19 protein-coding genes are annotated in these 18,169 nt (G+C 67.1%); 8 read left to right on the top strand and 11 right to left on the bottom strand.

The genetic code is table 11. From position 1 onward, the window contains the following. Window positions 1–115 precede the first annotated feature (115 nt). The 5 genes from AC1RTC_RS08765 to dnaA form a co-directional block, all read right to left on the bottom strand. Window positions 116–634 (bottom strand): DciA family protein, encoded by a 519-nt coding sequence (locus AC1RTC_RS08765; protein ID WP_493155136.1) that lies wholly within the window; start codon window positions 632–634, stop codon window positions 116–118. Beyond that, window positions 627–1,781: a DNA replication/repair protein RecF gene (recF, locus tag AC1RTC_RS08770; RefSeq protein WP_493155137.1), complete on the bottom strand. Its 1,155-nt coding sequence runs from the start codon at window positions 1,779–1,781 to the stop codon at window positions 627–629. The genes AC1RTC_RS08765 and recF overlap by 8 nt, the downstream gene beginning before the upstream one ends. A gap of 12 nt (window positions 1,782–1,793) precedes the next feature. After that, window positions 1,794–2,678 (bottom strand): phosphogluconate dehydrogenase (NAD(+)-dependent, decarboxylating), encoded by an 885-nt coding sequence (gene gnd, locus AC1RTC_RS08775; RefSeq protein ID WP_493155138.1) that lies wholly within the window; start codon window positions 2,676–2,678, stop codon window positions 1,794–1,796. A gap of 19 nt (window positions 2,679–2,697) precedes the next feature. Further along, complete coding sequence (gene dnaN, locus AC1RTC_RS08780; protein ID WP_493155242.1) at window positions 2,698–3,843, bottom strand: DNA polymerase III subunit beta; 1,146 nt, start codon at window positions 3,841–3,843, stop codon at window positions 2,698–2,700. A gap of 343 nt (window positions 3,844–4,186) precedes the next feature. Further along, window positions 4,187–5,599: a chromosomal replication initiator protein DnaA gene (gene dnaA / locus AC1RTC_RS08785; RefSeq protein WP_493155139.1), complete on the bottom strand. Its 1,413-nt coding sequence runs from the start codon at window positions 5,597–5,599 to the stop codon at window positions 4,187–4,189. A 273-nt stretch (window positions 5,600–5,872) separates the two neighbouring features. On the opposite strand from dnaA, the gene rpmH reads away from it, so the two are divergent. From rpmH to AC1RTC_RS08825, 8 genes are read left to right on the top strand one after another with little or no spacing between them, the layout of a single operon-like run. Then, on the top strand, window positions 5,873–6,010 hold the full coding sequence (gene rpmH, locus AC1RTC_RS08790; protein WP_010204566.1) for a 50S ribosomal protein L34: 138 nt from the start codon (window positions 5,873–5,875) through the stop codon (window positions 6,008–6,010). Window positions 6,011–6,019: 9 nt separating this feature from the next. Continuing rightward, a complete protein-coding gene (gene rnpA / locus AC1RTC_RS08795) occupies window positions 6,020–6,406 on the top strand; it encodes a ribonuclease P protein component (RefSeq protein WP_493155140.1) in 387 nt (128 codons plus the stop codon). Beyond that, complete coding sequence (yidD, locus tag AC1RTC_RS08800; protein ID WP_493155141.1) at window positions 6,403–6,729, top strand: membrane protein insertion efficiency factor YidD; 327 nt, start codon at window positions 6,403–6,405, stop codon at window positions 6,727–6,729. Before rnpA ends, yidD begins: the two co-directional genes overlap by 4 nt. A gap of 8 nt (window positions 6,730–6,737) precedes the next feature. Further along, complete coding sequence (yidC, locus tag AC1RTC_RS08805) at window positions 6,738–7,715, top strand: membrane protein insertase YidC (RefSeq protein ID WP_493155142.1); 978 nt, start codon at window positions 6,738–6,740, stop codon at window positions 7,713–7,715. Beyond that, on the top strand, window positions 7,712–8,248 hold the full coding sequence (locus AC1RTC_RS08810; protein WP_493155143.1) for a Jag family protein: 537 nt from the start codon (window positions 7,712–7,714) through the stop codon (window positions 8,246–8,248). Before yidC ends, AC1RTC_RS08810 begins: the two co-directional genes overlap by 4 nt. A gap of 50 nt (window positions 8,249–8,298) precedes the next feature. Then, window positions 8,299–8,931, top strand: coding sequence for a 16S rRNA (guanine(527)-N(7))-methyltransferase RsmG (gene rsmG, locus AC1RTC_RS08815; RefSeq protein ID WP_493155144.1), 633 nt, complete (start codon window positions 8,299–8,301; stop codon window positions 8,929–8,931). A 50-nt stretch (window positions 8,932–8,981) separates the two neighbouring features. Further along, a complete protein-coding gene (locus AC1RTC_RS08820) occupies window positions 8,982–9,899 on the top strand; it encodes a ParA family protein (RefSeq protein ID WP_493155145.1) in 918 nt (305 codons plus the stop codon). Next, window positions 9,899–10,849 carry a ParB/RepB/Spo0J family partition protein gene (locus AC1RTC_RS08825; RefSeq protein WP_493155146.1) on the top strand — a complete coding sequence of 317 codons (951 nt, stop codon included), beginning with the start codon at window positions 9,899–9,901 and terminating at the stop codon, window positions 10,847–10,849. The genes AC1RTC_RS08820 and AC1RTC_RS08825 overlap by 1 nt, the downstream gene beginning before the upstream one ends. A 234-nt stretch (window positions 10,850–11,083) precedes the next feature. On the opposite strand, the gene AC1RTC_RS08830 is transcribed toward AC1RTC_RS08825, so the two are convergent. The 6 genes from AC1RTC_RS08830 to AC1RTC_RS08855 form a co-directional block, all read right to left on the bottom strand. Continuing rightward, window positions 11,084–12,037: a D-alanine--D-alanine ligase family protein gene (locus AC1RTC_RS08830; RefSeq protein ID WP_493155147.1), complete on the bottom strand. Its 954-nt coding sequence runs from the start codon at window positions 12,035–12,037 to the stop codon at window positions 11,084–11,086. After that, complete coding sequence (locus tag AC1RTC_RS08835) at window positions 12,037–13,338, bottom strand: aminotransferase-like domain-containing protein (RefSeq protein ID WP_493155148.1); 1,302 nt, start codon at window positions 13,336–13,338, stop codon at window positions 12,037–12,039. The genes AC1RTC_RS08830 and AC1RTC_RS08835 overlap by 1 nt, the downstream gene beginning before the upstream one ends. A gap of 97 nt (window positions 13,339–13,435) precedes the next feature. Next, a complete protein-coding gene (trxA, locus tag AC1RTC_RS08840) occupies window positions 13,436–13,762 on the bottom strand; it encodes a thioredoxin (RefSeq protein ID WP_493155149.1) in 327 nt (108 codons plus the stop codon). An 18-nt stretch (window positions 13,763–13,780) separates the two neighbouring features. After that, complete coding sequence (gene trxB / locus AC1RTC_RS08845; protein ID WP_493155150.1) at window positions 13,781–14,746, bottom strand: thioredoxin-disulfide reductase; 966 nt, start codon at window positions 14,744–14,746, stop codon at window positions 13,781–13,783. 73 nt (window positions 14,747–14,819) lie between these two features. Continuing rightward, complete coding sequence (murJ, locus tag AC1RTC_RS08850; RefSeq protein ID WP_493155151.1) at window positions 14,820–16,496, bottom strand: murein biosynthesis integral membrane protein MurJ; 1,677 nt, start codon at window positions 16,494–16,496, stop codon at window positions 14,820–14,822. Beyond that, a complete protein-coding gene (locus AC1RTC_RS08855; protein WP_493155152.1) occupies window positions 16,489–18,117 on the bottom strand; it encodes a DUF6049 family protein in 1,629 nt (542 codons plus the stop codon). The genes murJ and AC1RTC_RS08855 overlap by 8 nt, the downstream gene beginning before the upstream one ends. Between the last annotated feature and the right edge of the window lie 52 nt (window positions 18,118–18,169).

Here is an 18,169-nt window from a genome sequence, read left to right on the forward strand (position 1 = left end):
CCACAGAGGGAGGGGCACCCGACGGCTCTGTCTATCCTACCAAAAGTGCGGGCCTGAGGCCGGCAAATCCGCGTTCTGGGGAGTTTTCGCGGTTGGGTTGACCTGATTTGCCTCGTCAGCCGTAAGTATCCCGCGGTCCGCGGCCTGGGATCGATCTGGGGCCGCGTTTCCAGGACGGGGCGTTCGGCCCATCGAAGCGCACAGACTCGATGCCGGCGTCGGGGTAGCGCTGCGCGATGGTCGTCGTCACCTGCGACCGCATGAGCCGCAGCTGCGTCGCCCACGCCGTCGAGTCGCAGCGCACCGCGAGCACGCCCTCCTCGATGCCGACCGGCTCGGAGTGCTCCGCCGTCTCATCCCCGACGATCAAGGCCCACGAGGAGAGCAGCTCCGACTTCGCGAGGGAGGACGTCCACCCCATCTTCAGCGCCAGGCCGTCCATCACGTCCCCGAGACCGTGCGGATCGCGGCCCGGTGCGAAGGGGACGCTCGCGCCCTCCTTCTTGGTCTTCCGCTTGCGCGCCGTCGCCGACCGCCCGGTAGCGTCGCCGAACACCTGGCGGAACCGGAGGTACACCGCGACGTGCTCGTCGCGCTCGACCTCGTCGCCGTCGTTGTCGGTGGGGCTAGGCACCGTCGACCACCGCTCCCGCGCGGATGCGCACAACGTGGGAGGCGAGCTCTTCCGGCACATCCCCGAAGACCGCCGCGGTGATGAGCACCTGCTGGAAGTCGACGACTGCCGCCGCAAGGCGGCCTCGCCGAGACTCGTCGAGCTCGGCGAACACGTCGTCGAGGATGAGGACCGGGTCGCCCATGGCCGACTCCCGGCGCAGCACCGCTGCGGAGGCCAGCTTGAGGGCGAGGGCGAAGGACCAGGATTCCCCGTGGCTCGCGTACCCGCGGGCCGGCAGCTCGTTCAGCTCCAGCACCAGGTCGTCACGGTGCGGACCCGCGAGCGTCACCCCGCGATCGAGTTCGGCGCGCCGAAGGCGCGCGAGCGCGGCGCGGAATCCCTCGGTCACGGCCGGGAGCTCGAGCGCGCCCGCACGGGTGGCCGCGGCATCCGGAACGTCGTCGTCGGTCGTGGACGAGAAGACGCTGAGCTGACTGGTGAGCCGCGCGGCGTGGTCCGCGCCCGCGATCGCGCCGTACGCGCGAGCCACCTCGGGATTGAGCTCGTCGACGAGCCAGCTGCGGGCGATGATGATCTCGGCGCCGAGCGAGACAAGCCGGTCATCCCAGATCTCAAGGGTCGAGAGGTCGCCCCGCGCGTTGCGCGCGGTCTTCAATAGGGTGTTCCGCTGGCGCAGGACCCGCTCGTAGTCGGCGACCACCGCACTCATGCGCGGGGTACGGAGAATGAGCAGCTCGTCGAGGAAGCGCCGGCGGCCCGAGGGCTCACCGCGCACGAGCGCCAGATCTTCCGGCGCGAACAGCACGCTCGAGAAGTACCTCGGCAGCTCGCGGGTCTTGATCGCCGAGCGGTTGACCTGCGCGCGGTTGGCACCGGAGCGGTTGATCTGCACCTCGGCGAGCACCTCGCGCTCATCGTGCGAGAGGCGGGCGCGCACGATCGCCGAGTCCTGGCCCTGCCGGATCATCGCGTGGTCGACCGACACGCGGTGCGAGCCGAGGGTGCTCAGGTACCCGAGCGCCTCGACGAGGTTCGTCTTGCCCTGGCCGTTGCTGCCGACGAACAGGTTGGGACCGGGATGCAGGTCGACGTCGAGGTGCTCGTAGTTGCGGAAGTCCGTCAGGTTGAGGTGGGTGACGATCACAGCTTCACGCCATCAACTCTTTCGGACGGCGTGGCCACCAAACTGGTTGCGAAGGGCTGCGACTGCCTTCATCGACGGGGAGTCCTTCTGGCGCGACACGAAGCGCGCGAAGATCGCCGCACTGATCGTGGGCACGGGAACTGCGCGGTCGAGAGCGTCGTGCACAGTCCAGCGGCCCTCGCCCGAATCCTCCACGTAGCCCGAGATGTCCTTGAACTCCGGGTCTTCCTCGAGAGCCTTCACCAAGAGCTCGAGCAGCCAGGAGCGGACCACCGTTCCGCGCTGCCAGGCCTTGAAGGAGCCGGTCACGTCGCTGACAAGGTCCTTGCGGCTATCGAGCAGCTCGTAGCCCTCGGCCCACGCCTGCATGAGCGCGTACTCGATGCCATTGTGAACCATCTTCACGTAATGCCCGGCGCCGACCGGACCGGCGTGCACGAAGCCCTCGTCGCGAGGGCCCTCCGGCCGTAGGCCGTCGAAGATCGGCATTGCGCGCTCGACGTCAGCGGCGTCGCCACCGGCCATCAGGCCGTACCCGTTCTCGAGGCCCCAGATTCCCCCCGAGACCCCGACGTCCATGAACTTGATGTTCTTGGTCGCCAGGAACTCCGAGTGGATGGAGTCCTCGGTGTAGCGCGAGTTGCCGCCGTCGATGACGAGGTCTCCCGGCTCGAGCACGTCCGCGACGTTGTGGATCACGTCGTCGGTGATCTTGCCGGAGGGGACCATCACCCAGACGATCCGCGGGGCGGGCAGGGCCGCGGCGAGCGCCTCGAGGGAGGGAACATCCGTGACGTCGGGATTGGGGTCGTAGCCCGTGACCTCGATGCCGTTCTTCTGGAGACGGGCACGCATGTTGTTGCCCATCTTGCCCAGGCCGATGATGCCGATGTGCATCAGGTGACTTCTTTCTTGATCAGCGCAGGAGAAGGTTCGGCTGCAGCAGGTACTTGTAGTTGTCTGCGCCGGGCTGGTCTTTCGACGACTGGCTCGTGATGAGCACCGGGCCCGGCTTGTTCGGGTTCTCGGTCTTGGTGAACGAGATCCGCACGAACTCTGAGTGCACCGAGCTCAAGCCGTCCAACAGGAACTGCGGCTTGAGCGAGACGACAGTGTCAGTACCGGTGAGGAATGCGTCGATCGACTCCGAGGCCTGGGCCTGCTCTGAGCCGATCGCCTCGAGGGTCACGCCCTCGATCGTGAAGGTGAAGCGCAGTGCGGCCTCGCGCTCGAGCACGAGGGAGACACGGCGGACCGCCTCGATCAGCTCGGCGGTGTTGATCACCGCGTAGTTGTCGACGACCTCGGGGAAGAGACGCTTCACGGGCGGGAAGTTGCCCTTGATCAAGAGCGAGGTGACTGTCTTCTTGTCGGCCTGGAACGCGATGAGCTCCCGGTCGTCGGAGCTGGTGATCGCCACCGAGATCGTGCCGCTGTGGCCGAAGGTCTTGCCGATCTCGATGAGCGTGCGCGACGGCACGAGAGCAGTGGCGGTCTCGACACCGGAGTTGCCGGCATCCCACGCGATCTCACGAACGGCGACACGGTACCGGTCGGTGGCGACGAGCGAGAGGCTGTTCTCGGAGACCTCGAGCTGCACACCGGTGATCACCGGGGTGACGTCGTCGCGGGATGCGGCGACCGCGACCTGCGCGATGGCCGCGGCGAAATCCTCCGCCTGGAGCAGACCTGCCTGGTCGGAGACCTGGGGGAGGGTGGGGTACTCCTCGACCGGCATGCTCAGCAGCGTGAAGTGGCCGGCGCCGCAGGCGACGGTGATGCGGCCCTCATCCGTGGAGAACGTGACGGGCGCGTTCGGAAGGCGGCTCGCGATGTCGGCGAGGAGGCGCCCCGAGACGAGGACGCGCCCCGGCTCTTCCACCTTCGCGGCGATCTCGGTGCGAGCAGAGACTTCGTAGTCGAACGACGACAGCACCAGGCCGTCGTCACCGGCCTCGATGAGCACACCGCTGAGAATCGGGAGCGTCGTGCGCTGGGGCAGCAGCTTGACGGCGAACGAAACGGCCTCGCTGAAGACGTCGCGATTGACCTGGAACTTCACTTCATTCACCCCTGACACGATCGGTGGTCTGGGCGTTAATACTGGCACAGGCCAGTGAGACGCGGACCATGGGTTGTCCAGCTCCCAATCTCTTCTTTAAAGAGACAACATTCTTAACCGTTGTGGGAACTGTGAGTAACTCTGCCGGACCGGTACGACTGCTGGGAACTACAACGGTGTGAGATGTGGGGCGAGGACGAAGAATTCGTGTGAGTCTCGGACGAATCGAGATGAACTGCATTCGCTTTCCACAGAAACGAATTGTCCGTCAACAGCTTGTCCGGTGTGTCGGGGTAGTTATCCACAGGTTCTTCACACTGTGTGAAAACCGTGGACCTGGCAACTAACCCTTGTAGCGGTGGTTCTGCTTGATCCGGCTCGTCAGCTCGGTGACCTGGTTGTAGATCGAGCGGCGCTCCTTCATGAGCTCCGTGATCTTCTTATTCGCGTACATCACGGTGGTGTGGTCGCGGTTTCCGAACAGCTGGCCGATCTTCGGGAGGGAGAGGTTCGTCATCTCACGGCAGAGGTACATCGCGATCTGTCGCGCGGTCGCCACGGCCTGGGAGCGCGAAGACCCGTAGAGGTCGTCGACCGTGAGCTTGAAGTACTCGGCGGTGTGGTTGATGATGTCGACCGGCGCGATGACGTTGTCCTCATCGAGCGTGATGAGGTCCTTCAGCACAGTCTGGACGAGGGCCAGGTCGACGGTCGTCTTGTTGAGGCTCGCGAACGCGGTGACCCGGATGAGCGTTCCCTCGAGCTCGCGGATGTTCGACGAGACCTTGGTGGCCATGTACTCGAGGATGTCGTTGCCGATCTGGAGCTTCTCGCTCTGGGCCTTCTTCCGGAGGATCGCGATGCGCGTCTCCAGGTCCGGTGCCTGAACGTCGGTGATGAGGCCCCACTCGAAGCGCGAGCGCATCCTGTCCTCAAAGCCGGTCAGGTGCTTCGGCGGCAGGTCGCTGGTGATGACCACCTGCTTGTTGTGGTCGTGCAGCGTGTTGAACGTGTGGAAGAAAGCCTCCTGCGTCGAGTCCTTGCCCTGGAGGAACTGGATGTCGTCGATGAGCAGGATGTCGATCTCGCGGTAGCGGGACTGGAACACCGAGGCGCGGTTGTTGGCGATCGAGTTGATGAAGTCGTTGGTGAACTCTTCGGAGCTGACATAGCGAACGCGGATGCCCGGGTAGAGGCTCTCGGCGTAGTGGCCGATCGCGTGCAGGAGGTGGGTCTTGCCGAGCCCGGACTCGCCGTAGATGAAGAGCGGGTTGTACGCCTTGGCCGGCGCTTCCGCCACCGCGACCGCCGCCGCGTGGGCGAACCGGTTGGAGCCGCCGATCACGAAGTTGTCGAAGCTGTACTTGGGGTTCAGGCGGGAGTCGGAGCGGCGGGCCTGGCTGTCTGCCGCGGGAACCACCGTCGGCTCGATGTACGGCTGCTGCTCGCCGGGGTCGGCGCTCTGCTCGAGGACGTCGTGCTGGATCTCCGGGTTCACCACGATCGCGAAGTTGGAGACCTCCTCGTCGTCGCTCAGTCCGGCGATGGCATTGAGGAGGGGCAGCCGGATGCGCTGCTCGAGCATGCCGCGGGTGAGCTCGTTCGGCACTTCCAGATAGAGGGTGCCGGCCATCACGCCCTTGGGCTCCACCAGGTTGATGAAGCCGAGCAGCTGCGGAGTGATGCGGTCATCGGACGTGAGGCGGGACAGTACTGACTGCCAGATACCCTTCGTCGAGTCCGGTGTCTCCGACATTCACGCACATCCTCTTGTTTTGCAGTTCCACAGGCTTATCCACCGGTCGGGCAACGAGGAGTGATCGAATCGCCCCCCGAAACGGCTGGGTTTCACCTTAGTTGTCCACAGGGTGTCGTTACCAACCCCAGTTGCCCACATGTGGATAATGCGATCAGACCGCGTAAAGTTTGACCGGACCGGTTTAACGCCGTACTTTTAATCAGTTGACTTCCAGCCTTCGGGCTTACCCCTTCTTTCCGGCCTTCAGAGCTGGGCTTTGGAGATACCGCTATGAGCAAGAGAACTTTCCAGCCGAACAACCGCCGCCGCGCGAAGGTTCACGGTTTCCGCCTCCGCATGCGCACCCGCGCCGGCCGCGCCATCCTGGGTGCTCGTCGCCGCAAGGGTCGCACCGAACTGTCCGCGTAGTACCTCCGCGTGCTCGCCAGGGCGAACCGGGTCACCCGTCCCGCCGACTTCCGCACTGCGGTTCGTCGCGGGCGGCGGATCGGTACGTCCGCTGTGGTGCTCCATGTCGTGGAGCGGCCCGGTGTTGAGCGGCCCGGTGTCGAACGGCCCAGTGTCGAGCGGCTCGGCTCTGAGCCGAGCCGTTTCGGCTTTATCGTGGCGAAATCGGTGGGGAACGCCGTGACCCGGAATCTCGTGCGCCGTCGGCTGCGATCGGTGAGCCGCGACATCCTTCCCACCATGCCCGCCGGCCGGGACGTGGTGATGCGCGCACTGCCAGGTTCTGACCTCGTGCCGTGGGCTACTCTTCACGCGGAGATCGCACGTGGTCTCGAGAGGAGCGCAGCGAGAGGATGAACCCGACGATGGCGTTCGTGCTGCTCGCTCCCCGCAACGTGTGCGTGGCAATCCTCAAGGTCTACCGCGCCGTGATCTCTCCGCTCTACGGCGATGTCTGCCGGTACTACCCGACGTGCTCGCACTACGCGATGCAGGCCATCCAGCAGCACGGCGTCGTGCGCGGGGTCTGGCTCGGCACGCGCCGCATCGCACGCTGCCACCCGTGGGCGGAAGGCGGCATCGACGATGTCCCCGAGCGCGCCCACGACCGCTACTCGATCACGCGCTTCGGCTTCGTGGTTGCCAACCCCCACTTCGCCCATAGCCACGGAAAGGGCTGACCCGCATCATGGACTTCCTAGGAACAATTCTCTGGCCGATCAAGTGGGTGATCGAGGCGATCCTCGTCGCGTTCCACTCCGGCCTGACCGCCATCGGACTTGACCCGTCGGCCGGCCTGACCTGGGTGCTGTCCATCGTCGGGCTCGTGCTCGTGGTGCGGGCCGCTCTCATCCCGATCTTCGTGCGCCAGATCAAGAGCCAGCGCCGCATGCTCGAGGTGGCGCCCCAGCTCAAGAAGATCCAGGACAAGTACAAGGGCAAGAAGGACCAGTTCTCCCGCGAGGCCATGTCCCGCGAGACCATGGAGATGTACAAGAAGACGGGCACCAACCCGCTGAGCTCGTGCCTCCCGCTGCTCATCCAGATGCCGATCTTCTTCAGCCTGTTCTCGGTGCTGCAGGAGGCCAACAAGGGCGTCCAGGGCGTCGGCCTCCTGTCGAAGGACCTCTCGGAGAATTTCGGCAAGGCGTCGCTGTTCGGCATCGCTCCCCTGCACGAGAGCATCCAGAGCGCGCTCGCTCTCAACCCGGTCAACGTCGTAGTCGTCATCATCGCCGTCGTGATGGTCATCATCATGACCGCCTCGCAGTTCATCACGCAGCTGCAGATCATGTCTCGCAACCAGTCGGCCGAGATGAAGGCCAGCCCGATGTTCCGCCAGCAGCGCATCCTGCTGTACATCCTCCCCCTGGTGTTCGCGTTCTCCGGCTTCGCGTTCCCCATCGGAGTCATGTTCTACTGGCTCACCTCGAACATCTGGACCATGGTCCAGCAGTTCCTCGTCATCCGGAACATGCCCACCCCCGGCAGCGAGGCGGCCCTCGCCCGCGAAGCCCGCCTCGCCAAGCGCGCCCAGCGCAAGGGGATCGTCGAGGAGACGCCCGAGGGCGACACCCTCGTGATCGAGGAACCCCAGAAGCCCCAGCGCCAGCAGCCGGTCGGCAAGAACCGCGCCAAGAAGAAGAGTGGAAACAACAAGCGATGAGCGACGTGACCGAGACCCCCGCCGCCGAGGCCGTTGACCTCGAGGCCCCCGAGACCGACACGGATGCGCCCAGCGCGAGTCAGCTCGAGGAGGAGGGCGACATCGCCGCCGACTACATCGAGGAGCTCCTCGACATCATGGACCTCGATGGCGACATCGAGATCGATGCCCGGGCCGGGCGCGCCTACCTCTCCGTGACCGCGGGCGAGGACGCGAGCCTCCGTGTGCTGTCCCGTCCCGAGACCGTGAACGCCCTGCAGGAGCTGACCCGCATCGCGGTGCAGACCAAGACCGGTTCGTTCTCGCGGCTCATCCTCGACATCGGCGGATCCCGTGAGGCGCGTGTCGCCGAGCTCGGCGTCCTCGTCGGCAAGGCGGTCGAGCGCATCGAGGAGGGCGCGGAGTCCGCTTCACTGCCGGCGATGTCCTCCTACGAGCGCAAGCTCGTCCACGACATCGTCGCGGAGCGCGGCTTCTCCTCTGAGTCAGAGGGCGAAGGGCGCGACCGCCACACGGTCATCCGCCGCGCATAGTTTCACGTGAAACATAGCGCTGCGCCCTCCGAGTTGTTTCACGTGAAACATTGACCGAGTCACCCGAGCTGGAGACTGAGCCGGCGGTTGCCGCATCCCTCTTCGGCGATCGCATCGAGGTGGCCCGCGCCTACACCGCCGATCTTGCGCGCCGCGGCGAGGAGCTCGGGCTCATCGGCCCGCTGGAGCTGCCGAGGCTGTGGACGCGCCACATCATCAACTGCGTGCTCGTCGCTCCCCTGCTGCGGCCGGGGCGGACGGGCGACGTGGGCAGCGGTGCCGGCCTTCCCGGTCTCGTGCTCGCGATAGCCCGGCCCGACGTGCACCTCGTGCTCATCGAGCCCATGGAGCGTCGTGTCGACTGGCTCACGAGCGAGTCGGCGGAGCTCGGCCTCGACAACGTGACCGTCATCCGCGCCCGCGCCGAGGAGGCGCCGCAGGAGTCGCTCGACCAGGTCACCGCGCGTGCCGTCACCGCCCTCTCGAAGTTGATCCCCGTCACAGCACCGCTCCTGCGGCGCGGCGGCGAGATGGTCTTCATGAAGGGCTCACGGGTGGACGAGGAGATCGCGGCCGCCCAGAAGGCCATCAGGAAGTACCGCCTGTCCGGATCGGAGGTGCTCGTCCTCGGTGAGGGGACAGCTCCGGAATCGACCCGGGTGTTTCGGGCTACAGTGGACTGACCACGATCGACCCCCACGGGCAAAGGCCCGAGCCATTCAGAAGGTTTCACGTGAAACATCCAGAAGGCGATCTCGCGAACTCGGCAACGAGCTTCGACGATTCGACGCCACTCGCGCGAGAGCTCGCCGACATCACCCGCAGGAGACAGGCCATCGCCGCTGAGAGGCTTCCGCTTCCCGAAGCGACCCGAGTGTTCACCGTCGCCAACCAGAAGGGCGGCGTGGGCAAGACCACGACCACCGTCAACCTGGCGGCCGCGCTCGCCCGTTCCGGTGCGCGCGTGCTCGTGATCGACCTCGACCCGCAGGGCAACGCCTCGACCGCCCTCGGCGTCGAGCACCGCTCGGAGACCGTGAGCGTCTACGACGTCATCATCAACGACGAGCCCATGTCGGGCGTCGTCCAGCCCAGCCCGGAGTTCGAGGGGCTCTTCTGCCTTCCGGCCACGATCCACCTCGCTGGCGCCGAGATCGAGCTCGTGTCGCTCGTGGCCCGCGAGCAGCGCCTCCGCACAGCCCTCGAGCAGTTCCTCGCTCAGAGCGAGGAGATGTTCCACTACGTGTTCATCGACTGCCCGCCGTCTCTCGGCCTGCTCACGATCAACGCGTTCGTCGCTGCGCGCGAGGTGCTCATTCCAATCCAGTGCGAGTACTACGCGCTGGAGGGCCTGAGCCAGCTGCTCACCAACATCCAGTTGATCGAGCGCCACCTGAACCCGCGGCTGTCGGTCTCGACGATCCTGCTGACGATGTACGACTCGCGCACGAACCTGGCCAACCAGGTGGTGGACGATGTCCGCGAGCACTTCCCCAAGGAGGTTCTCTCCACAGTCATCCCGCGTTCCGTGCGCATCTCCGAGGCTCCCAGCTACGGTCAGAGCGTGATCAGCTACGACGGCAACTCTCCGGGCTCGCTCTCCTACCTGGAGGCGGCATCTGAGATCGCGCACCGCGGAGCGCCGAACTGATGGCGGCCCCGAAGAGAACCGGCCTCGGTCGCGGCATCGGCGCGCTGATCCCTGCCGGAGACGAGAGCTCCCAGCGCCCGGTCGACGTCTTCTTCCCGGCCGGCACCGACAGCCCCCAGGGCCTTCTCGCCGTCCCCGGAGCCCGTCTGGCGAACCTCTCACCGGACGACATCGTCCCGAACGCGAAGCAGCCCCGCACCGAGTTCCGCCAGGAGGAGCTCGACGAGCTCGTGATCTCCATCCGCGAGATCGGCGTACTGCAGCCCATCGTGGTCCGTCCACTCGTGGACGCGGCACCCGGCGGCCCGCAGTACGAGCTCATCATGGGCGAGCGCCGACTGCGGGCGACGAAGCACCTCGGCCTCGCGACGATTCCCGCGGTCATCAAGAGCACGGCCGATGAGGACATGCTGCGGGATGCCCTCCTCGAGAACCTGCACCGGGCGAACCTCAACGCGCTGGAGGAGGCGTCCGCCTACCAGCAGCTGCTCGCCGACTTCGGGATCACCCAGGAGCAGCTGGCCGGGAGGATCGGCCGCTCCCGCCCGCAGATCACGAACACCCTCCGCCTCCTCAAGCTGCCGGCCACCGTGCAGAAGCGCGTAGCCGCGGGTGTTCTCAGCGCGGGTCACGCCCGCGCGATCCTGGCCGCGGGCGATACCGCGTCTATGGAGCGCCTCGCTGACAAGATCGTCAACGAGGACCTCTCGGTCCGCGCCGCCGAGGCCGCTGCCGGGCAGACCTCGACCAGGGTCTCCAAGCCGAAGCCCGCCGCCGGCAAGCGCCAGGGACAGCTCGACGAGGTCGCCGAGCAGCTGGGGGACCGCTTGAACACGCGTGTGAAGGTCACCCTCGGGGCGAGCAAAGGCCAGATCGTGATCGACTTCGCGACGGTGGGGGACCTGAACCGGATCCTGGCCGAGCTGGGGCAGCCCGGGTTCAACCGCTAGGCGACGGATCCTGTCCAGCCTGTGGACAAACGTGTGGGAATCCGGTGGGACACGCGGCTCTGCGTGTGAATAAGCTGTGGATATCGCAGTGGACAGAACAGGGTAAACAACAGATAACTAGTGGCTGACCAGCATTTTCTCGCCGAATAGGATGTGCAGGGCCAGTTTCCCCATACCGGGCTTCGTGCGACCGAGCCCCGGACCTACCCTTGTGCACAAAGCACGGGACAACTTCTAGCTTCGAGACTCCGAGATCGCAGCCTCGGCGAGGGCCGAGTACACCCATCCCAGGTCGTGCCCTGCCGCCTCGAGGGCCTGGGGGAGCACCGAGGTCTCGGTGAGCCCCGGCATGACGTTCGCCTCGAGGAACCACGGCGTACCGGCACCGTCGATGATGATGTCGACGCGGGAGAGGTGGCGCAGTCCCAGGGCGGTGTGCGCGGCGAGGGCGGTCTCGGCGGCACGAGCCGCGGCATCCGGATCGATGCGAGCGGGAACGTAGAAGCGGGTCTCTCCGGCGTTGTACCGCGCCTCGAAGCTGTACACGCCGGAGAGCGGCTCGATCTCGACCGCGGGGAGGGCGACCGGCCCGTCGCCGCTGTCGATGATGCCGACGGCGATCTCGATTCCGGTGATCTTCTGCTCGATCAGGGCGACGTCCCAGTAGGTGTACGCGTCAACCATGGCGCGGGGCAGCAGCGAGCGGTCGTCGACGATCGTCACGCCCTGGGACGAGCCGCCCTGCGCGGGCTTCACCACGAGAGGGCCGGAGAACTCGCCGGAGATCTCCTCGAGGATGCTGTTCGCGCCGAGCTCGCGGAAGGCGTCGCGCGGGAGGGCGATCGACGCGGGGGTCCTCACCCCCGCGCGGGAGACGACCGTCTTGGCCGTGGGCTTGTCCCACGCGAGGCGGGCGGCATCGGCGCGGGAGCCGACGTAGGGCACTCCCATGAAGTCGAGCAGCCCGCGCAGGGCGCCGTCCTCGCCGCTCGCCCCGTGGAGGGCCGGCCACACCACGTCGGGACGGCTCTCGCGGAGGTGCGCGAGGAGCGTGGCATCCGGATCGCGCAGTTCGACCTGGAGGCCGTGCGCCCCCAGGCTGTCGGCGACCCGGCGGCCCGACCGCAGCGAGACGTCTCGCTCGTGCGAGATGCCGCCGGCGAGGACCAGGACTCGTGTGGCCGCCATCAGGAGAGGTTGGCGGGCGGGTTGATGAGCGAGGAGTCGCGCACAACCGGGAGGAGAGCGGTCTGCGAGAAGGTGGTGAGCAGCTCGAGCTCGCCGTTGATCACCGTCGACAGGCGGCGGATGCCCTCGCGGATGAACTCGGGGGTCGGGTAGCAGAACGACAGCCGTATCTTGTTGCGGCCGGAACCGTCGGCGTAGAACGCGGTGCCGGGGGTGTACGCGACGAGCTCCTTGACGGCGCGCGGCAGCATCGACTTGGAGTCGAGGTTCTCGGGCAGGGTGACCCAGACGTAGAAGCCGCCGGCGGGGTTCGTCCACGACAGGTCGGGCAGGTAGTCGTCGAGGGCGTGCAGCATGGCATCCCGCCGCTCGCGGTAGACGCCGCGGAAGGTGTCGATCTGGCCCTTCCAGTCGGCCTGCGAGAGGTACTCGTGGATGACGTACTGGGTGAACGAGCTGGGTGAGAGCACAGCAGCCTCGTTGGCGAGGATGATCTTCTCCCGGATGGCGTGCGGGGCGAGCGCCCAGCCCACCCGGAAGCCCGGCGCGAGCGTCTTGGAGAAGGTGCCGAGGTAGATGACGCCGTCCTCCTCCACCGAGCGCATGGCGTGCGGGGGCTGGCCCTCGAAGTAGAGCAGGCCGTAGGGGTTGTCCTCGAGGACGAGGATTCCGTTGCTGCGGCAGATCTCGAGGATCTCGAGCCGCCGCTCCCACGTGAGGGTGACGCCGGCCGGGTTGCTGAAGGTGGGGATCGTGTAGAGGAACTTGATCGGCTTGCCCTCGGCACGAACGCGCTCGATGGTCTCGCGGAGCGACTGCGGGACGAGCCCGAAGTCGTCCATCGCCACGTGCGCGACCTCGGCCTGGAACGACTTGAAGACGGTGAGTGCCGTCACGTAGCTCGGTGCTTCGGCGAGAACGACGTCGCCGGGGTTGATGAAGAGCTTCGTGATCAGCTCGAGCGCGTGCTGCGAGCCTGTCGTGACCACGAGGTCGTCAACACCTGCCCGGATGCCCTCCAGCGCCATCACCTCGAGAATCTGCTCCCGGAGAGCCGGAAGCCCCTGGCCGGACCCGTACTGCAGCGCCGCGGGGCCACTGTCGCGCATGACCCGCTCCATTGCCCCGCTGACCAGCTCTTTTGGCAGAGCGGAGACGAACGGCATACCACCGGCGAGCGACACCACCTCCGGGCGGGAGGCCACGGCGAAGAGGGCGCGCACCTCGGAGGCCGCGAGGCCGGCGGTGCGGTCGGCGTAGTGGCTGTACCACTGGTCGAGGTTGGTGCCCTGGGTCGTCATGCTGGGTCCTATTCGGTCACGAAGCTTAAAGGATATGGGGCGGTACAGAAAAAGCCCCGCCCCTAGTGCAGGGGCGGGGCCAGATCCACGAGATTGGCTACGCCAGGAACTCGGCCAGGTCGGCCTCGATCGCGGGCTTCGGCTTGGCGCCGATCACGGTCTTGACGACCTCGCCGCCGCGGAAGACCTTCATCGCCGGAATGGAGGTGATCTGGTACTTCATGGCCATCTGGGGGTTGTCGTCCACGTTGAGCTTGACGATCTTGATCTTGTCCGAGTGCTCAGACGCGATGGCGTCGAGGATGGGGGAGACTGCGCGACACGGGCCGCACCACTCGGCCCAGAAGTCCACCATGATGGTGTCGCTCGAGTTGAGCACCTCGTCGGCGAAAGTGGCGTCGGTGACGTCCTTGGCTGATGACATTGTTGTTTCCTTCTCTCGTTAGACGGTGGCCGGCTGCGCCTCTGCGCGAGCCAGGAGTTCCTTGGGGAGTGCTGCGAGGTAGTGCTCCGCGTCGAGGGCGGCGACTGTTCCCGAACCGGCAGCCGTCACGGCCTGGCGGTAGGTGGGGTCGATGACGTCACCGGCGGCGAAGACGCCCGCGATGTTCGTGCGGGACGAACGGCCGTCGACGGCGATGGTGCCGAAGGAGGTCAGGTCGAGCTGCCCGTGCACGAGGTGGGTGCGGGGGTCCGCGCCGATCGCGATGAACAGTCCGCTCAGGTCGATGGTCGTCTCCGTGCCATCCTGCGTGTCGACCACGCCGATGCCGGTGACGAGCTCGTCGCCGTAGATGTGAGCGACCTCCTTGTTCCAGAGGAACTCGATCTTGGGGTTCGAGAAGGCGCGGTCCTGCATGGTCTTGGAGGCCCGCAGAGTGTCCTTGCGGTGGATCACGTAGACCTTGTCGGCGAACTTGGTGAGGAAGTTGGCCTCCTCCATGGCGGAGTCGCCGCCGCCGACGACCGCGATCGTCTTCTGGCGGAAGAAGAACCCGTCGCAGGTGGCGCACCACGAGACGCCGTGGCCGCTCATCTGGTCTTCCTCGGGGAGGCCGAGCTTGCGGTAGGCGGAGCCCGTCGCGAAGATCACGGCGAGAGCCTCGTGCACGTCGCCGTTGCCCAGGGTGACTCGCTTGACCTCGCCCTCCAGCTCGAGCTTCACGACGTCGTCGAGCACGATCTCCGTGCCGAACCGCTCGGCCTGGGCCTGCATGGCCAGCATGAGCTCGGGGCCTTGGATGCCCTCCGCGAAACCGGGGTAGTTCTCGACCTCTGTGGTCTTCATGAGCTCGCCGCCCGCCTCGACCGAACTCGCGATGAGCAGGGGGGAGAGGTTCGCACGCGCCGCGTAGATGGCGGCGGTGTATCCGGCGGGGCCGGAACCGATGATGATGATCTGGCGCACTCTGTCGCGTCTCCTCAGGTGTTTACTGCCCTGTACAACACATCCTATGCACGAGCTATTCCGTGCACGGGGGCTAGCGCGCGCGGCGCAGGCGGCGCAGAAGGGGCTCGCCGAAGGCGCGGAGCTCGGGGTTGCGCGTGACCCAGAGCAGCACGGCGTAGACGATGGCCATGGCTCCGCCCGCGATGACCATGGTGGTGATGGCCCCCGGCCTCCCGTCCACGGGGAACGCGCCCTGGCCGACCCCTCCGAGAAGGGTCAGGATGCCCCATCCCACCGCCCCCGCAGGCACGGCGGCCGCGGCGAACCAGAGCGTCCGCCGCAGCACCCGCCACGTGTCGAGATGCCCGAGCGCGCGGCGGAGGTAGACCGCGGAGAGCAGCCCCTGCAGCGCGACGGCGGCCGAGAGCACGACCGCGAGTGCGACGGCTACCCACTCCCGCGGGACGAGCACCCCGACGAGGAGTGCGCAGACCACGTAGAACGCGGTCTGCACGACCTGGATGACGAAGGCCGCGCGCGTGCGGTCGAGCGCGTAGAACACCCTGAGCAGGACGAAGAAGATCGTGAACGGCACCAGGCCGAGCAGATAGCCCAGGTAGACGGGCGCCAGGGAGGAGACCTCGGAGTAGTCCTGGCCGAAGATCGCGCTGAACGGGAAGGCGAGGACGGCGAGCCCGACCGCCGAGAAGATGATGATGAGCAGGCTCGACCGCAGGGCGGACGAGAGGTCGTCGCCCAGGTCGCCCAGCCGGCCGTCGCGCACGTGCGAGCTCATCCGGGTGTAGTACGCCGTGACGATCGAGACCGTGGCGATCGAGTGCGGGAGCATGAACATCAGCCAGCCGTACTTCATGGCGTTGATCGAGGCCTCGCCGGTCGCGCTCGATGCCACGTTCGCCTCGACGACCCCGGAGACCTGGGTCACGAGGAACATCGCGAACACCCAGGACGCCGCGCGACCGGTGCTCGCGAGGCCCACGCCGCGCCACTGGAAGTTGGGGCGGTAGGAGAGGCCCGCGCGCTTCAGGAAGAAGAACAGGGCGAAGGCCTGCACAGCGATGCCGAGGGTGGCGCCGCCGCCGACGACCGCGATCTGCACCGGCGTCCAACTGGTCGCCTCGCGGTGCTCGCTGGCCCCGCCGAAGAGCGCGATGAACAGGATGAGGCTGCCGATGACCACGATGTTGTTGAGCACCGGTGCCCAGGTGAACGGGCCGAACACTCCGCGGGCGTTGAGCGTCTCGCCGATGAGGCTGTAGAGCGCGTAGAAGAAGATCTGCGGGAGGCACCAGTAGGCGAACCCGGTAGCAAGGGACAGCTCCGCGGCGCTGAACCCGCTGCCGTAGAGGCGCACGAGCAGCGGCGCGCAGAGCGTGGCGATCACGGTCACGACGACGAAGACCACGAGGCCGATGGTGATGATGCGGTTGATGAACGCCGCGCCGCCGTCGCTGTGCAGGTTCGCCTTGACGATCTGCGGGACGATCACCGCGCTGAGCAGGCCGCCCGCGATCAGCGAGTAGATGTTGTTGGGCAGCTGGTTGGCGAGCGCGAAGGTGTCGCCGGCGCCGCCGTTGACGGAGATCGCCGTCGCGAGCACGATCGCGCTGACGAACCCGAGCAGGCGCGAGACGAGGGTGCCCGAGGCGAGGAACGCGCTGGCCCGTCCGATCGTCGTCGGTGCCGCGGCGGCCGGGACGTCGGCCACGGATGCCGCGTCGGTGCCCTCTCGCCCGGGGTCAGTCATCCGCGCTGCCCCTGCGCCGCCTCAGCACGGTGCGCACGACGCCCACGCCGAACACCACGACGACGAGGACCGCGATGGCGACCACGATCGGCGTCTCCCAGCCCGCCTGCACGTTGACTTCGGAGGAGATCGGGGCGCCGATCGACACGCCCGCCCTGCTGGCGAGCGAGACATCCACCTGCACCACCCCGTTGGAGAGGGAGTGGACCGGCACGTCGACCTTGCCCTGAGTGTTCGGTTTGAGCTCCAGTGTCGTGAGGGTCTTGTCGATGGCCAGCAGTGACGACCGCGAGCGCACCGTGATGTACACGGTGACCGGCTGGTCGAGCCCGTTGCTCACGGTGACGGGGAGGTACTGCCCGCTGTCCGCGATGAGGAGGAAGTTGTTGCTCTCGACGAGGTGCACGGAGTTGCGCAGCGCGATCGAGTCGCTCGTGAAGGCGTCGGCCGCCTCGGGCCACCCGGTCGGGTCGGCGGTCCACTCCGCGGAGAGGAGGGCGAGCAGTTCGAGCCGTCGCGCGGACGTGATCGCGGCCGGGTCGGCCGCGACAGTGGCGAACTGGCGCTCGGCGTTCTCGCCCTGGATCATCTGGCCGACGCGGGAGATGCGGTCGGCGAGCTGCGGCTGGTCGACGACCGTCGCGTCGGTCGGCGAGGTGGCCATCGCCTGGGAGAACGGCACGAGCTCGACGCCGGAGCTCGCGCGGAGCGCATCGATCGTGTCGGCCAGGCGGCTGACGTCCATGCCCCGGTCGAGTGTGGCGAAGAGGGTCGGGGTGCCGGGCTGCACCCGGGCGCCCGCGGCGAGAGCGGCGGTGAGCTGGGCGAGGGCCGTGCTCCAGTCCGTGTCGAGGTCTGCTCCGGATGCCGCGCGCAGCGCTGCCGAGACCGCGGCGTCGGAGACCACCACGCCGGCACCGCCCACCTGCGAGGCCGGGCCGGAGGTGGCATCCCGCGAGATATTGCCTGTCGACACGATGGTGGTCGTGTACCCGCTCGCGGCGATCTTGGGCAGGTCGGCGGTGATCACCGTGTCGTCGAGCGGCCAGGCGATGCCGGTGAGCGAGTAGGGCCAGTCCGTGATGTCGGCACTCGTCGGCAGGGCGGGAAGAGCCGTCTCAGCCGGGTCGGCGGTGGGCTCGGGGGTGGCCGTGCCCGGCGCCGGGGCGAACCGCGACGGGTCGATCGCGAAGTCGAAGGACTCCGCCGGGAGGACGGTCGCGCTGCCCCCCTGCGTCTGGAGCGTGACATCGGCATCGGCGTACCCGAGCGAGAAGGTCTCGTTGGTCGCGGCCTGTAGGCGGTCGAGCCAGGAGAGTGCCGAGGCGGGGGCCGAGCTGCCGAGGAGGCGGATCGACGCGATGATGCGGGGGTCGATGCCGATGGCGACCGGCCGGTCGAGCACGGCATCCAGCTGCTGCGTCAGGATGCCGCGGGCCGACGTGTACTGCTCGAGAGTTGCTGCGTCCAGAAACTCGTCGGCGCTCGCGGGCACGACGATCGGCACGGCGATCGCGAGCTTCACGACGGCGGGATCATCGGCGGCCTGCACCGTGCCGACGGCGACGGTGGCCAGCCCGAGTCCGAGGACGAGGGCAGCAGCCAGGGCTCTCACGGACATGGGCTGACCCGGGTCTTCCGCACGGCCAGCATGACCACGAGTCTATTCACTT

This window comes from Rhodoglobus sp. GW821-FHT12B09 (assembly GCF_058809925.1).